Source organism: Cyanobium sp. BA20m-p-22 (genome assembly GCF_024346275.1).
Lineage (GTDB): Bacteria > Cyanobacteriota > Cyanobacteriia > PCC-6307 > Cyanobiaceae > Cyanobium_A.
In genome coordinates, this window is sequence record NZ_JAGQCQ010000011.1 from 1 (window position 1) to 13,942 (window position 13,942).

Consider the following 13,942-nt stretch of genomic DNA (forward strand, 5'->3'; position numbering starts at 1 on the left):
GCCATTCCTTCAATACCTCAAGTTCAAATTGGAGCTGCTTCAGGTCCCTGCATAGGATGCGCGCCGCAGATCTCCCTTCTCCATGGCGAACATCGACCACGCTCCAAGCCGCACGATGCTCAACCTGCTGCACGTGCTGCCGGCCTTTGCCGATCAGGCCGAGCTGCGGCTCAACGCGATCGTGGAGCTCAACTCGATGACGATCAATAAATACGAGTTGATCACCGAGACCGGCCACCTCAAGCTCGACCGGGTTGGCTATTCCTCCCTGGCCTATCCCTTCGCCTACGGCTGCATCCCCCGCACCTGGGATGAGGATGGCGACCCCCTCGATATCGAGATTGTCAATGTCACCGAGCCCCTGGTGCCCGGTTCCCTGGTGGAGGCCCGCATTATCGGCATCATGACTTTCGATGATGGCGGCGAGGTGGATGACAAGGTGATTGCCGTGCTCGCCGACGACAAGCGCATGGACCACATCACCAGCTACACCCAGCTCGGTGAGCAGTGGCTCAAGGAAACCACCTACTACTGGGAGCACTACAAAGATCTCAAGAAGCCCGGCACTTGCAAGGTCAATGGTTTCCTGGAGCCCGTCGAGGCGGTGCGGATCATTCAGGAGTGTGAGCAGCGCTATCTCGAAACCATTGATGCCAAATTGGTCAACTGACCTCGGGCCCCACGCCATGAACCGGGCTGGAATGCTGATCTCTCTGGTGGCACTTCCCCTGGCCGCACTCCCCCTGGCGACCGCCCCGCTCTGGGCAGCGCCGGGGCCAGCCAGCCAGCCAACTAGCCAGCCAGCACCCCAACCCAGCAGCCGTGAAATTGTGCTGCAGCTGGGCCGGCGCACCATCAGCCTGCGGGATAACGGCAAGCTGATCAGCAGCTGGCCTGTGGCCATCGGCAGCCCCGGCACCCCCACTCCCCTGGGTCGCTTTGTCGTGCAGAACAAGGTGATTAACCCCAAATACCAGAGCACCAAAAGCGGCAAGATCAATTCCAGGGTGGGGCCCAACAGCCCCCTCGGGGATCGCTGGCTGGGCTTTCAGCAGAGCGGACCCAACCAATACGGGATCCATGGCACGCCGGCGGCCTGGTCGTGGACCGTGAGCTCCAGGTCTGCCGTCACCAACGGCTGCGTGCGGATGCTGCACGAGCACGTGCGCAAGCTGTTTGATCTGGTGGAGGTTGGCACCCCGGTGATCGTCCAGCGCTAAAGCAGGTGGCAACGGTTTGCCTGGTTGGAAAACATTCTGGAGATCCGTTCTTACCGGCCTCCTCCTGGCTCTTCTGGCGGTATCTTTTAGGCCCCAATGAGGTCTTGGGCCTCGATTCGTCCATCCATGACTCCGGCTTCCCAACCCCACCAGCCCGCCGAACCCCAGGTCAGCACAACGCTGAAATGGGCCAGCGATGGGGAGTTGTCGAGTCTCGATCTGGAGCGCATCCTCGAGCGGCTCTGTGCCGTTGATCCCGCGGCCCAGGAGCTCACCCGTCAGCTTCAGCTAAATTCCTGATCAGGCTGGAGCTTCGGGCTAGGGCCCTGGCCATGCCATCGCGGCTCGCCAGACCCCGCAGTGCAGCCACAGGCAGGCCGGGGTTGGGCAATCCATGGGGCAGGGCTGCCGTTCTGGCGTCCTGCACATCGAAAACGGGTACTTGGCGCAGGCCGTTGGGGGTGAGCTGGTCTTCCAGCTCGGCCAGCTGGGCGTCCAGCGGCAACCAGACCAGATCTCCGCGCCGGCAGTCGATCAGCTTGGGCATCGTGGGCATTGATGGCACCTTGGGCTTTGTCTCGGTACTGGTCTGGGTGGGCATGGGCTCGGCGTTGAGGGCCCGCTGCAGATCAGCCAGGGTTACCAGCCCCACCACCCAGGCTCCCTCGGCCACCACCAGGCAGTGGCCATGGGCGTCCACCAGCTGGCGCAGGGCCTGACTGGCCGCCAGTTCTGCCGGCAGCACCAGGGGCGCCTCTGGCTCGAAGGCCTCAGCCACCGGCAACGCTGCCAGTTGGCGGCGACGTTGCTCCTCAATCGGGTCGGGGCCGAGTAGGCCCGGATCGGCCAGCCCCTGCCAGCGTTCCACCAGGGCGGCACTGAGCCCGGCGGCGGCCATCAGCGGCAACACGATGCGGATATCGCGGGTCAGTTCAAAGAGCAGCAGCAGGGCCGTCAGCGGCGCCCGGGCACTGCCGGCCAGCACCGCGGCCATGCCCACCATGGCGTAGGCGGGAGGTTCGGCTACGGGCAGGTGCAGGCCGCTTTCGCCGAGCAGCTGGCCGTAGCAGTTGCCCAGCACGGCGCCGAGCACCAGCGCAGGGGCAAATCCGCCCCCCACAAATCCGGTGGCATTGCTGATGCCCGTTGCCAGTAGCTTCACGCCGAGCAGCACCAGCAAGGTGAGCAGCGGTACGCCGCCGTTGCTGCCCAGCAGGGCCTCAACGGTGTCGTAGCCCACCCCCAGTACCTGGGGAAAGCCAAGGGCGATTAGGCCCACGCATGCCCCGCCCACGGCGGTGGGCACCCCGGGTGGCAGCTTGGCCAGCCAGGTTTGCAGCCTTTCGCTGCGGCCTGCGGCCAATAGGCTCACCAGGGCCCAGGACATCAGGCTGGCAACCAGGCCGAGCCCCAGATAGAGGGGCAGCTCCAAGGGGGAACGCACCTCGTAGGCAGGCAGCCTCAGGATCGGCGTGTCGCCCAGCAACAATTGGGTGACCAGCGATGAGGCCACGGCTGCCACCAGCACTGCCCTCAGGCTGGGCCGCCCCTGGATGGCGCTGAAACTGCCCTCAAAGGCGAAGAAGACTCCGGCGATGGGGGCCTTGAAGCCAGCTGCCAGCCCAGCGGCCACCCCCGCTGCCACCAGCGCCTTCTGACTCTGGGGCGACAAACCGCCGCGCAGGGCCACCCAGAGCCCCAGGTTGCCGCCACTTTCCACGCTCGGTCCCTCCGGGCCGAGGGAAGCGCCACTGCCCAGGCTCACGGATGCGCCCAGCAGGCGCAGCAGGGGGAGTCTGGGCTGGGCTGGCAGGGCGCCATCGGCCATGGCCATCAGGCTCGGCAATCCAGGCCCCAGCTCGCCGCCGTAGCGGCGCAGCAGTCCCACGGCCAGGCCCCCCAGGGTCGGCACCACCACCACTGGCCAAAGGCGGATCCAGTCGGGCAGCAAGGAGACGGGCAGCGCTGCCGGCTGGGGGGCGGCGGGGGGTGGCGGCAGAAAACCCAGGCCGCCCAGGCCAACCTGCAGCAGGGCCTTTAGGGGCGTGCCCGTATCCGGCGGCAGGGGGGGGAGCTCAAGCGGCGGCGGCGGCGGTTGGGCCCGACCAAAGGAGAGCAGCCCATCTACGAATGGTCCGAACAGGCCGTTGTTGATGAAGCCCAGCAATTCATGGAAGCCCACCACGGCCAGGCCCGTCAGAACGCCGACCAAGGCGGCCCAGGCCAGCAGGTTCCACTGGTAGGGGCGAGCGGAGGGCTCGCCGGCTTCAGGCTTCAGGCCGGACCGTTGCAAAGATCTCCTCCAGGATCTCTCCGGCCCCTTGGGCCTTCAAGGTGTGGGCCAGGGCCATGCCGATCGCCTCGGGATCCGTCTGGGGCCCCCGGGCCCCATCGCGGATCAGCCGCTCGCCATCGAGGCTGGCCACCATGCCCGTCAGCACCAGCTCATCGCCCTCAATGCGGCTGTTGACGCCGATGGGCACCTGGCAGCCACCCTCCAGTTCCCGCAGAAAGGCCCGCTCCGCCAGGCAGCGTCGGGCGGTGGGGAGGTGCTCCAGCACTCGAATCTGAGCGAGCACCGCTTCGTCGCCCTCCCGGCACTCGATGCCGAGGGCGCCCTGGCCCACGGCGTGCAGGCAGATGGAGGGATCGAGCAGTTCGTGGATGCGATCCCCCAGGCCCAGGCGGCCCAGACCCGCGGCAGCAAGGATCAGGCAGTCGTAGTTGCCGGCATCCAACTTCTCCAGGCGGGTGATCACGTTGCCGCGCACGTCCTTGAACAGCAGCTGGGGGTAGTGATGGCGCAACTGGGCCAGGCGGCGCAGGGAGCTGGTGCCCACCACCGAACCTTCAGGCAGATTGGCGAGGTTGCGGTCCTGGTGCTTCGCATGCACCACCAGGGCGTCGGCGGGATCTTCCCGCTCGGTGATGCAGCCCAGCATCAACCCCTCAGGCAGGTTCGTCGGCAGGTCCTTGAGGCTGTGGACGGCGATGTCGGCCTGGTCGACCAGCATCTGGGCCTCGAGCTCCTTGGTGAACAGACCTTTGTCGCCGATTTTGGCTAGGGCCACATCGAGGATCTTGTCGCCCTTGGTGGCCATGGCCTCGATCGTTATCTCCAGGCCGGCGTGGGCCTTGGCCAGTTCATCGCGCACCCAGTGGGTTTGCACCATGGCCAGCTGGCTGCGGCGGGAGGCGATGCGCAGGGGGTTGGCCATCGGTGCCAGATCACAGCAGGCCACACTAGGGGCCGAAGAAATCAAGGGGCAAGGGCCCCCAGGTGTCCTCGGCGGCGGGATTGCCCGGGTTGTGGCCGGTGATCAGCAGTCCCTCGCCCAGACCGGTTTCCGGACGCATCAGAAAGCGGCCCGTGTGCTGGTTGGCCTTGAGAAACACCGCGCCGGCAATCTTCTCGGGCGCCTCGCCGGCGGGGTCTGGCGCCAGGGGGGGCCAGCCCAGCGCTTGCTCCAGCTGGCGCAGGCACTGGAGGGCCGCCAGGGCTGAATCGGCCATCACCCCAGCTGTGAACCATTCACAGGCCTTCATGCCCGTAAGCAGCTCGGCCAGCAGGGCCTTGCTGTCGGCAACCGCCAGGGTTGGGGCGCTGCGCAATCCGCGCAGGTCATTCAGCCGCACTATTTGATGTACTCCTTGAGCACGCCGTTGCGGTTGGGGTGGCGCAGCTTGCGCAGGGCCTTGGCTTCGATCTGACGGATGCGCTCGCGGGTCACATCGAAGATCTGGCCAATCTCTTCGAGGGTCTTCATGCGGCCGTCATCGAGGCCGTAGCGCAGGCGCAGCACGTCGCGCTCCCTGGGGCTGAGGGTGGCCAGCACCCCTTCGAGGTCTTCCCGCAACAGGTTTTTGGCTACGTCCTGCTCGGGATTTTCGATGTCTGCCTCAATGAAGTCGCCCAGGCGGGAGTCTTCTTCCTTGCCGATCGGAGTTTCCAGGGAGATCGGCAGCTGGGCGCTCTTGGCGATGAAGCGCAGCTTCTCGATGGTCATTTCCATCGATTCGGCGATCTCCTCCTCGGTGGGCTTGCGGCCAAATTCCTGGGAGAGGGTCTTGGTGGTTTTCTTGATCCGCGAGATCGTTTCGTAGAGGTGCACCGGCAGGCGGATGGTGCGGCTCTGGTCGGCGATGGCCCGGGTGATGGCCTGGCGGATCCACCAGGTGGCATAGGTGGAAAACTTGTAGCCCTTCTCGTGGTCAAACTTCTCGGCGGCGCGGATCAGGCCGAGGGAGCCCTCCTGGATCAGGTCCTGGAAGCTCAGGCCCCGGTTCATGTACTTCTTGGCGATCGACACCACCAGGCGCAGGTTGGACTGCACCATCTTTTCCTTGGCCCGGCGGCCGAGCATCAGGCGGCGCCGGAACTTGATCACCGGCATGTCCACCAGCGCGGCCCACTCCTTGGTGTCCGGGTGGTGGCTGTGATCGGCTTCAAACTGGGCCGCCAGCTCCTCCAGTTGCAGCAGGTCGGCGATCTTGCGGGCCAGTTCAATTTCTTCGTCGGCCCGCAGCAGTCGGATCCGACCGATCTCCTGGAGGTAAACCCGAATCGAGTCTTCGGTATAGACGCCCTTGGGGCCCACCTTGATGTTCGCCAGCACCTTGGCGGCCTTGGCATCGGCCTTTTCCTTCTCCCCATCGTCGTCGATGGGGCTGCTGGGCAGGAGCTCAGCTGCTGCTGCTGCGGGCTGGACTGTTTTGGCCGGTTTTTTCTTGGCGGGCTCTGATTTAACGGTGGTGGCTTTGGTGGTGCTTGATTTGGCAGTGCTTGCTTTGGCAGTACCGGCTTTGATGGTGCCGGCCTTAGCAGCGGCAACCTTGGCAGTGGCGACCTTGGGTGTGCTGGCTTTGGCTGTGGTGGCTTTGGAAGTGGTGGCTTTGGTTTTGGCCGCAGCCTTCTTGGCCTTCGGTTCCCCAGCCACTTCAGTCGCTGTGGCTGGGGAGACCATCAGAATTTCCGGGCTTGCTTTGGGCTGGGTAGCAGCGGGGCTCATGGGAAACGGGAACTGGGAAACGGGAACTGGGGCAGATGGCGGCACAAAGCCGGGAGGGGGACCGGTGCGTCTCAGCATCAGCTGATAACCAGCCCGAAACAGAAACCTGATTCAGGCGGGAGGCACAAGTGGGAACGACCGGTAACTTCAGGGCTGGGAACGACCCGGCAAATTGCAAAGGGTCGGCGGCCGAAGCCTGGGCAGTGCTGTCAGGGGTGGTCGCAGACCGGGAGCCCGAATGGTGGGAGGCTGGCTCCCGAGGGTCTCTCTTCAGGTCTTCCCGCTGGAAGGAACTCTGCTCAGTTCCGACGGCAGCCCTTGGACTGCCCAACCCCCACATCCTATGAATGGGCCGTGACCTTTGCAAGCACATCGGGGCCCTGGCTCCAGATCTGGCTGGAGGCGGGCCGGGAAGGCCAGATTTTTACCTATGCCAATGCGGAGCAGGAGCCAGCTGGAATCGGCGATCTGGTGCGGGTTCGGCTGCAGGGCCGTCCTCATACCGGCCTGGTGGTGGGAGCCATGCAAAAGCTGCCGGCCAGTCTCAGCGGTAAGACCATGCAGCCGATCCTGGCGGTGTGGCAACGGGCCGCCGTAGATGGCCAGTGGCAAAACCTGATCGAGGCCGTGGCGGCTGCCTGCCACACCAGCCTCTTCAAAACTCTTAAAAGTGCCCTCCCCCCAGGCTGGTTGGGCCAGCGCCGCCAGGGCCCCAGCGGCGGGCCCAGGCCGATCTGGTTGGTGCAACGCGCCGCCGCGCCGCGGCCAGAGCAGCGCCTCACCCCTCGCCAACTCGATTTATTGGCCCATCTGGAGCTCCAGCCCGGGCCCGTGCCCCTGCGGGAGCTCTGCGCTGGCGGTGGCTTCAGCCGTGCCGTGCTGAAGGGATTGGAGGAGCGGGGTCTGGTTCATCGATTCCAGGGCCAGCCCCACCTCCTCCCCTCGCCCCCCCCGGGCGGGGTCGGCCCTGGGGCGGTACTCACCCAGGCCCAAGCCGCTGCGGTGCGGGCAGTCCTGGGCGCGGTACCCGGTCGGGAATTTCTGCTCTGGGGGGTCACCGGTGCCGGCAAAACCGAGGTCTATCTCCAGGCCGCGGCCCACGCGCTCGCGGCGGGTCAGGGTTGCCTGCTGCTCACGCCAGAGATCGGCCTGATTCCCCAGCTCCTCGATCGGGCCCGCGAGCGCTTCGGCAGCCGGGTTGTTGAGTTTCATAGCGGCTTGTCCGATGCGACCAGGGTGGCCACCTGGCGGCGCTGCCTTGGCCCTGAACCGGTGCTGGTCGTGGGCACTCGCTCGGCCATTTTTCTGCCGTTGGCGCAGCTGGGCCTGATCGTGCTGGATGAGGAGCACGACAGCTCCTACAAGCAGGACAGCCCCATGCCCTGCTACCACGCCAGGGATGTGGCCCGCCTGCGGGCCAGGAACAGTGGGGCACGGCTGGTGCTTGGCAGTGCCACCCCCTCTCTGGAGAGCTGGTTGGGCTGCCAGGGATCCAACCCTGCCATCGAGCTGCTGCGTTTGCCGGAGCGGATCGGCTCGCGGCCCCTGCCAGCGGTGCGGGTGATTGACATGCGCCATGAGCTGGCAGATGGCCACCGCCGCCTGATCAGTAGGGCCCTGATGGGACGACTCGAGCAGCTGCAGGAGAAGGGCGAACAGGCGGTGGTGCTGGTGCCCCGGCGGGGCTACCGGGCCTTCCTGAGCTGCCGCAGCTGCGGCGAGGCGGTGCTCTGCCCCCACTGCGATGTGGCCCTCACCGTGCACCGCTCCAAGGCCGGTCAGGAGTGGCTGCGCTGCCATTGGTGTGACCACCGCGCCGAGCTGGGGGATCGCTGCGGCCACTGCGGCTCCACCGCCTTCAAGCCCTTTGGTGCTGGCACCCAAAGGGTGATGGAACAGTTGGCCGCCGAACTGGAGGGGCTGCGGCTGCTGCGCTTCGACCGTGACACAACCCGCGGCAGGGATGGCCATCGCCGCCTGCTGGATCGTTTTGCCCAGGGGGAAGCGGATGTGCTGGTGGGCACCCAGATGCTGGCCAAGGGCATGGACCTGCCCCGGGTCACCCTGGCGGCGGTGCTGGCGGCCGACGGTTTGCTGCACCGACCCGATCTGCGCTCCTCGGAGCAGTGCTTGCAGCTCTTATTGCAGCTGGCGGGCCGGGCCGGCCGGGGCGAACGTCCCGGTGAGGTGCTGGTACAGACCTACAGCCCCGACCATCCGGTGATCCGCCATCTGGTGGATGGGCGCTATGAGCAGTTTCTGGCTGAGGAGATTCAGCTGCGCCGCCAGGCGGGGCTGGTGCCCTTCAGCCGGGCCTGCCTGCTGCGGCTGAGCGGGCCCACGGCCAGCGCCACGGCCACCGCAGCGGCCGCTCTGGCCGAACGAATCGGTGCCGGCCTGGAGGATGCCGGCTGGCTGTTGATCGGCCCGGCCCCGGCCCCGGTGGCCCGGGTGGCTGGCAAGAGTCGCTGGCAGCTGCTGTTGCATGGCCCCGCCGGCCAGGCCCTGCCCCTTCCCAGTGAGGCCCTGCTGCGTCAGGGCTTGCCCGCCGGGGTGGGACTGGCGATCGACCCCGACCCCATCAGCCTCTAGGCGGGTAGCTCTGGCAGGCCGAAACCTAGGGCCCGGCGCAGGCGCACCAGGGCCAGCACCAGGGCGAGGCCGGCCGCGATCAGCAGGCCGCCCAGGCCGAGCCCACTCCAGCGCCAGCAGGAAAGGTGCAGGCTGTTGAGCGCCCCGAACTGCAGGGGCCAGAGCAGGGCCACCCGGCCGGCCATGGCGGTGGCAGGCTCCGGGCTGGCCTGCTGCACCGCCAGCGCCCCCACCGGTTCGAACTGAAGGCTGGCCCGGAATCCCGGCATGGGGCTGATATCGCGCAGATCCACCGCCAGCTCAAGGGTCTGCCGCACCCCCACCAGCCAGTTGCGCTCTTTCAACCCAACTATTGGGGTGGGCAGGCTGATGCCGCCCAGCTGGGCCGCTTGCTCCAGGTTGGCCGCCAGCAGGGCCAGGGCCTGGGGGGCCGCGAGCACCGGGCTCTCCAGCCGCAGATCCCCGCCGGCATGGGCTTGGGTGCGGGAGGCCGGAGTGGGGCGAAAGCCCTGGCTGCGCAGGCTCTGGCTGAACTGGCGCTGCCAGGGGTTCAGCTGGGTGCCGCCGCTCAGCAAGGCGTGGGAGATCTGCAGCCGCCCTGGCCCCTTGAACTCCAGCTCGGTGCGCACCTCCATGCAGCCACTCAGCAATACGGTGAGCAGCAACAGCAGGATCGCCAGTAGGGCAAAGCCCAGGGGAGCCCGGGTCGGCCCCACCGGCGGCGGCGGGGGAGGCAGCGGCTTGCTGGAGCGCCGCTGCCGCGCCAGCTGTTGCATCTGGCCTCCCATCGCCTCGGCCGAGCCCAGATCCGGCAGGGTTATCGACCAGTCGCGGGGCCGCTCCAGGGCCGGCGCCTCCAGCACGCTGAGCAGATCCTGGGCCTGGGCCCGCACGCTGGCATCCCGGCAGCGTTTGATCTGGCGGCAACACACCATGGCGCGGCCGTTGTCGCCCCGGCCCATCCAGGCTGTGGCCAGCACCAGCTGGATCTCCGCCCCCAGCAAGGTGGCCGGGGAATGGTCCGGCACCAGGGACTCAAGCAGCTGTATTACCCGGCCGTAGTCCCCGCGCTCCAGGGCGGCCCGGGCCAGAGCCAGCTGGGCGTCAGCCATGGCTGGAGCGTTGGCTGCCCACCACCATGGTGCCGATGCCCGCGTCGCTGAAAACCTCGAGCAGCAGGGCGTGGGCCACCCGCCCATCGACGATGTGCGCCGCCGCCACTCCCTGGGCCAGGGCCCGGATGCAGCACTCGGTTTTGGGGGTCATGCCGCCCTCTACCACCCCTGCTCGGATCAGCTCACGGGCCTGGGACAGGCTGAGTTGGCGGATTAGGGAGCTCGGGTCCGAACGATCCCGCAGGATCCCGGCCGTGTCGGTGAGCAAGATCAACTTTTCGGCCTGGAGGGCCGCCGCCAGTTCGCCGGCCACCGTATCCGCGTTGATGTTGTGGGCCTGGCCCTCGCCATCGGCAGCCACACTTGAGATCACCGGGATGTAGCCGGCATCGAGCAGGGGGAAGAGCACGGAGGGGTCGACAGCTGCCACCTCCCCCACCAAGCCGTTAATCCCCTCGGCGTAGGTGCGGGCCCGCACTAGGGAACCATCGCTGCCGCACAGTCCCACGGCTTTGCCGCCGACCCGGTTGAGGCCATTGACGATGTGCTTGTTGACCCGGCCCGCCAGCACCATCTCCACCACGTCCATGGTTTCCGGGGTGGTGACCCGCAACCCATTGCGAAAGATCGGCTCGATGTTGAGCCGGGTGAGCCACTCGTTTATCTCTGGGCCGCCGCCATGGACCACCACCGGCTGGACGCCCACCGATGCCAGCAGCACCAGATCGCGGTAGACGGCGTCGCGCAGCTCTTCACGCACCATGGCGGCGCCGCCGTACTTGACCACCACCCGGCGGCCGGCAAAGCGTTGGATGTAGGGGAGGGCCTCACTGAGGACCGACACCCTCAGGGTGTCCTGGTTGCTGATCAAGGGTTCGGAGCTCTAGGTGGTTTGTTCGCTCGCCCCGGCTTGGGGCACCAGGGCCAGGCTGAATTCGCCCTGGCGCCCAGCCTGGATCTCGGCGCTCAGCCCTGGCCCGAAGAAGCGGCTGAGGCGCTCACGCCGGGCCTGCCAGCGCTCCAGGGGGACTCCGGCGCAGCGGAAGCGAAGGCGGAGGCCGTAGTGGCCGCCACAGTCGAGCTCCTCCACACTGAGCAGCTGGGGTGGGGCCTCCTCATCCCAGAGCTTGAGCGCCTCCAGGGAGCTCTCGAGGTGGGCTTTCTGGCCGTAGCGCCAGCGATCCACGTCGGCCAGCAGCTTGCGCAGGGGCTCGCTTGCGGCCTGCTCGCGCAGCTGCTTGAACCGGCTTGCCGGGGTGAGCCGCTCGGGAGGAGGCAGCTCTGAGGATTTCAGGGCCAGGCCACCCAACAGGATCGGGATCCCGTAGAAGATCGTGGGTAGGCTCAGATTGGGGATGTCGGTGGCGTAGGCGATTGTGCCGATCACCGTGAGCACGGCGCCAGCAATGGTCACCAGGCTGCCTGGGGAGAGAATGGCTTGCATCCAGCCATCTTCCCGTATCCCCCATGGCTCATGAGCCCGGCACGGCCCAATTGATCGAAGACCTCAGGGCTGACCGGCTTTGGTTGCTGCGCCAGATCGATGCTGGCCGCTGGCCGCAATGGCGGCTTGATCTGGCGGCCCTGGAGCGGGAGCTGGGCCAGTTGCTGGACCAGCTCAGGGAAAGGGAAGGGAGCGGTGACAGGCAGCTTTGACTCAGAAAGGAATGTCGTCTTCTTCGGGAAGGTCTGATACCAGCGGAGAGGTGTTCCAGGTGGGCGCCTGGCTGGCTGGCTGGGGCACTGGTGCTGCAGGGGTTGGGGCGCGAGCTGGGGCCCGGCTCGCCGTAGGGGCGGTGCCAGGGCCTGGGCCGGAGGAGGAAGCGGGGGCGGGGAAGGAGGAGGAGGGGGCTGCTGCGGCGCCAGCTCCAATGGCATGGAGCCTGGCCAGGGTGAATTCAGCCCGTTTTTCCTTTACCCCGTCCGGGCGGGTGACGGTGTTCATGCGCAGGCGGCCTTCCAGCATCAGGCGCTGGCCCACCTGCACCCTGTTCTGGAGCTCCTGGGCCAGGTTTCCCCAGCCCACTACCTTCAGTTGGGCAGGGGGATCGTCGGGCCGCAGGCCGTCCATCTGCACGGCCATCTCCGCCACCGGCGTCTGGTTGTCCTGGGTGTAGCGCACCTGAGGCGCTTCGAGCACCTCGACTTCAAGCAGACAGTGATTCACTCCCAGACAACCATTGGCTGGAAACCATCCTGATGCACAGAGCTGAAATGCACCAGGAATCCAGGCGGCTCTGGTTGCTTTCCGGCACCGGCGAGGGGCCCGTGCTGGCCCAGCAGCTGCTTGCCATGGGCTGGCAGCTGACGGTGAGTGTGGTCACACCGGCGGCGGCTCTGGCCTATTCAGCCTCCGACGATCTGACCATCCAGGTCGGGGCCATAGCGGGTGAGGCCGGAGTTGGGGCCGAACTGGCCGCTGCCCGGGCCGCTGGCCATCCCTATGCGGTGGTGGTCGATGCCAGCCATCCCTTTGCCTGCCAGGTGAGCCGCGATCTGGCGGCGGTCTGTGGCCGCCAGCAACAGCGCCTGTTGCGCCTGCTGCGCCCGGCCCTGGCGGGCCCGGCCACCCTGCTCCCGGCACTGGAGGATCTGCAGGCTGTGCCCCTGGCGGGTCAGAACCTGCTGCTGGCCATCGGCGCCCGCCAGCTGGCAGTGGCCATGGCGCAGAGCCGCGGTGCCCGCCACTACGCCCGCTTGTTGCCCACAGCCAACTCGCTGCAACAGGCCATGGCTGCGGGTCTGGAGCCCGATCGGGTCGCCTGCCTGCGGCCGGGTTCGGATCTGGCAGTGGAGCGGGCCCTGGTGCGTCGCTGGCGCATCACCACCGTGCTGGCGCGCCAGTCCGGTGGCCCCACCGAGCAGCTCTGGCGCCGGATTTGCCGCAGCGAGGGGCTGGGCCTGCTGCTGCTGCGCCGGCCCCAGGAGCAGGCCGGGGTGGAGGGCCTCGATGCGGAGGCGCTGCTGGCCACACTGGCTGGGTGGAAGCCCTCCAGCCCATGACGGACGCCGCCCTCAGCCCAGATGCTGGGCCACCAGCTCCCTGAGGGAGCCCTGGGGACGGGGACCGAGCTGGGTCACCACCTGGCCGGCACAGAGGGAGCCCAGGCGGCCGCAGGCTGCGATCTCCTGCCCCTGGGTATAGGCGTGCAGGAAGCCGGCGGCGTAGAGGTCGCCGGCACCGGTGGTGTCCACCAGGGGGCCAAGGCTGTAGGGCTCCACCTGGTGGGTGCTGGATCCATTCAGGATCAGGGAACCCTGCTCGCTGCGGGTGAGGGCTGCCAGCTTGCAGCGGCCCCGCACCTGGTCGGCGGCCTCTTCAAAGCTGTTGGCCTTGTAGAGGGCCGTGATCTCCATTTCGTTGGCAAACAGGATGTCGACGTGGCCATCGACCAGCTCCTGGAAGCTGTCGCGGTGGCGCTCGACGCAGAAGGCATCGGAGAGGCTCAGGGCCACCTCACCGCCATGGGCGCGAGCCATTTCGGCCGCGGCGATGAAGGCCGCCTTGGCCTCGTCGCTGTCCCACAGGTAGCCCTCGAGATAGAGGAGTTTGGCCTGGGCCACCATCTCCAGATCGAGGTCGGCCGGATCCAGGCCCACCGATGCCCCCAGGTAGGTGCACATGGTGCGCTGGGCATCGGGGGTCACCAGGATCAGGCAGCGGGCGGTGGAGGGGCCCTCCGTGGCGGCCGGGGTCTCGAAACGGGCCCCCACCGAGCGGATGTCGTGGGCAAAGATGCCGCCGAGCTGGTCGTCGCGCACCCGGCCGATGAAGCCGGCCCTGCCGCCCAGCTGGGCCACCCCTGCCAGGGTGTTGGCGGCTGAACCGCCGGAGGTCTCCAGGCCAGGGCCCACGCTGGCGTAGAGGCGCTCCGCCTGATGTTCATCGACCAGGGCCATCGTGCCCTTGGTCAGGTCATGGTCCTCAAGGAAGCGGTCATCGGCCTGAACCAGCACATCCACGATGGCGTTGCCGATGCCGACAACGTCGAAGCACTTTTCCATT

At 67.3% G+C, this 13,942-nt stretch carries 15 protein-coding genes; 6 read left to right on the forward strand and 9 right to left on the reverse strand.

What is annotated here, in order from left to right; translation table 11 throughout:
* Nucleotides 1-82 precede the first annotated feature (82 nt).
* The 3 genes from KBZ15_RS01920 (at nt 83) to KBZ15_RS01930 (ending at nt 1,520) form a co-directional block, all read left to right on the forward strand.
* Complete coding sequence (locus KBZ15_RS01920; RefSeq protein WP_197150103.1) at nt 83-670, forward strand: inorganic diphosphatase; 588 nt, start codon at nt 83-85, stop codon at nt 668-670.
* A 31-nt stretch (nt 671-701) separates the two neighbouring features.
* Nucleotides 702-1,220 (forward strand): L,D-transpeptidase, encoded by a 519-nt coding sequence (locus tag KBZ15_RS01925; protein ID WP_255012930.1) that lies wholly within the window; start codon nt 702-704, stop codon nt 1,218-1,220.
* Nucleotides 1,221-1,346: 126 nt separating this feature from the next.
* The gene (locus KBZ15_RS01930) at nt 1,347-1,520 is read left to right on the forward strand and encodes a hypothetical protein (RefSeq protein ID WP_254930238.1); all 174 of its coding nucleotides are present in this window, start codon (nt 1,347-1,349) and stop codon (nt 1,518-1,520) included.
* On the opposite strand, the gene KBZ15_RS01935 is transcribed toward KBZ15_RS01930, so the two are convergent.
* The 4 genes from KBZ15_RS01935 to rpoD are packed head-to-tail and all read right to left on the reverse strand — an operon-like array spanning nt 1,492 to nt 6,229.
* Nucleotides 1,492-3,513 carry a chloride channel protein gene (locus tag KBZ15_RS01935; RefSeq protein ID WP_255012932.1) on the reverse strand — a complete coding sequence of 674 codons (2,022 nt, stop codon included), beginning with the start codon at nt 3,511-3,513 and terminating at the stop codon, nt 1,492-1,494. The two genes, KBZ15_RS01930 and KBZ15_RS01935, sit on opposite strands and share 29 nt — an antisense overlap.
* Nucleotides 3,488-4,438: a hydroxymethylbilane synthase gene (gene hemC / locus KBZ15_RS01940; protein WP_255012934.1), complete on the reverse strand. Its 951-nt coding sequence runs from the start codon at nt 4,436-4,438 to the stop codon at nt 3,488-3,490. Before hemC ends, KBZ15_RS01935 begins: the two co-directional genes overlap by 26 nt.
* Before the next feature lie 25 nt (nt 4,439-4,463).
* On the reverse strand, nt 4,464-4,856 hold the full coding sequence (locus KBZ15_RS01945; RefSeq protein WP_255012935.1) for a DUF1824 family protein: 393 nt from the start codon (nt 4,854-4,856) through the stop codon (nt 4,464-4,466).
* On the reverse strand, nt 4,856-6,229 hold the full coding sequence (rpoD, locus tag KBZ15_RS01950) for an RNA polymerase sigma factor RpoD (protein WP_255012936.1): 1,374 nt from the start codon (nt 6,227-6,229) through the stop codon (nt 4,856-4,858). The genes KBZ15_RS01945 and rpoD overlap by 1 nt, the downstream gene beginning before the upstream one ends.
* 354 nt (nt 6,230-6,583) lie before the next feature.
* On the opposite strand from rpoD, the gene priA reads away from it, so the two are divergent.
* Nucleotides 6,584-8,821 carry a primosomal protein N' gene (gene priA, locus KBZ15_RS01955; protein ID WP_255012937.1) on the forward strand — a complete coding sequence of 746 codons (2,238 nt, stop codon included), beginning with the start codon at nt 6,584-6,586 and terminating at the stop codon, nt 8,819-8,821.
* Here the strand turns inward: priA and KBZ15_RS01960 are convergent.
* The 3 genes from KBZ15_RS01960 to KBZ15_RS01970 are packed head-to-tail and all read right to left on the reverse strand — an operon-like array spanning nt 8,818 to nt 11,380.
* The gene (locus KBZ15_RS01960; RefSeq protein WP_255012938.1) at nt 8,818-9,933 is read right to left on the reverse strand and encodes a DUF3153 domain-containing protein; all 1,116 of its coding nucleotides are present in this window, start codon (nt 9,931-9,933) and stop codon (nt 8,818-8,820) included. The two genes, priA and KBZ15_RS01960, sit on opposite strands and share 4 nt — an antisense overlap.
* Complete coding sequence (gene argB, locus KBZ15_RS01965) at nt 9,926-10,804, reverse strand: acetylglutamate kinase (RefSeq protein WP_197153262.1); 879 nt, start codon at nt 10,802-10,804, stop codon at nt 9,926-9,928. Before argB ends, KBZ15_RS01960 begins: the two co-directional genes overlap by 8 nt.
* A gap of 15 nt (nt 10,805-10,819) precedes the next feature.
* The gene (locus KBZ15_RS01970) at nt 10,820-11,380 is read right to left on the reverse strand and encodes a DUF2854 domain-containing protein (protein ID WP_255012939.1); all 561 of its coding nucleotides are present in this window, start codon (nt 11,378-11,380) and stop codon (nt 10,820-10,822) included.
* Nucleotides 11,381-11,403: 23 nt separating this feature from the next.
* Between KBZ15_RS01970 and KBZ15_RS01975 the strand changes: the two genes are divergently transcribed.
* The gene (locus KBZ15_RS01975) at nt 11,404-11,592 is read left to right on the forward strand and encodes a hypothetical protein (RefSeq protein ID WP_255012940.1); all 189 of its coding nucleotides are present in this window, start codon (nt 11,404-11,406) and stop codon (nt 11,590-11,592) included.
* A gap of 1 nt (nt 11,593) precedes the next feature.
* Here the strand turns inward: KBZ15_RS01975 and KBZ15_RS01980 are convergent, their stop codons facing one another.
* The gene (locus tag KBZ15_RS01980; RefSeq protein WP_255012941.1) at nt 11,594-12,103 is read right to left on the reverse strand and encodes a single-stranded DNA-binding protein; all 510 of its coding nucleotides are present in this window, start codon (nt 12,101-12,103) and stop codon (nt 11,594-11,596) included.
* Between the two features lie 47 nt (nt 12,104-12,150).
* Between KBZ15_RS01980 and KBZ15_RS01985 the strand changes: the two genes are divergently transcribed.
* On the forward strand, nt 12,151-12,939 hold the full coding sequence (locus KBZ15_RS01985; protein WP_255012942.1) for a precorrin-6A/cobalt-precorrin-6A reductase: 789 nt from the start codon (nt 12,151-12,153) through the stop codon (nt 12,937-12,939).
* Nucleotides 12,940-12,951: 12 nt separating this feature from the next.
* Here KBZ15_RS01985 and KBZ15_RS01990 read toward each other — a convergent pair whose 3' ends face one another.
* Entirely contained in the window at nt 12,952-13,941 is a 990-nt protein-coding gene (locus KBZ15_RS01990; RefSeq protein ID WP_255012943.1) for an adenosine kinase, read from the reverse strand.
* Nucleotide 13,942 lies beyond the last annotated feature (1 nt).

Excerpts from the sequence above, each read along its gene's own strand:
- KBZ15_RS01920 (WP_197150103.1), top strand. The coding sequence starts at position 83 with ATGGCGAACATCGACCACGCTCCAAGCCGCACGATGCTCAACCTGCTG.
- KBZ15_RS01985 (WP_255012942.1), top strand. The coding sequence starts at position 12,151 with ATGCACCAGGAATCCAGGCGGCTCTGGTTGCTTTCCGGCACCGGCGAG.
- KBZ15_RS01970 (WP_255012939.1), bottom strand. The coding sequence starts at position 11,380 with ATGCAAGCCATTCTCTCCCCAGGCAGCCTGGTGACCATTGCTGGCGCC.
- rpoD (WP_255012936.1), bottom strand. The coding sequence starts at position 6,229 with ATGAGCCCCGCTGCTACCCAGCCCAAAGCAAGCCCGGAAATTCTGATG.
- KBZ15_RS01960 (WP_255012938.1), bottom strand. The coding sequence starts at position 9,933 with ATGGCTGACGCCCAGCTGGCTCTGGCCCGGGCCGCCCTGGAGCGCGGG.
- KBZ15_RS01925 (WP_255012930.1), top strand. The coding sequence starts at position 702 with ATGCTGATCTCTCTGGTGGCACTTCCCCTGGCCGCACTCCCCCTGGCG.
- hemC (WP_255012934.1), bottom strand. The coding sequence starts at position 4,438 with ATGGCCAACCCCCTGCGCATCGCCTCCCGCCGCAGCCAGCTGGCCATG.
- KBZ15_RS01975 (WP_255012940.1), top strand. The coding sequence starts at position 11,404 with ATGGCTCATGAGCCCGGCACGGCCCAATTGATCGAAGACCTCAGGGCT.
- KBZ15_RS01930 (WP_254930238.1), top strand. The coding sequence starts at position 1,347 with ATGACTCCGGCTTCCCAACCCCACCAGCCCGCCGAACCCCAGGTCAGC.
- KBZ15_RS01990 (WP_255012943.1), bottom strand. The coding sequence starts at position 13,941 with ATGGAAAAGTGCTTCGACGTTGTCGGCATCGGCAACGCCATCGTGGAT.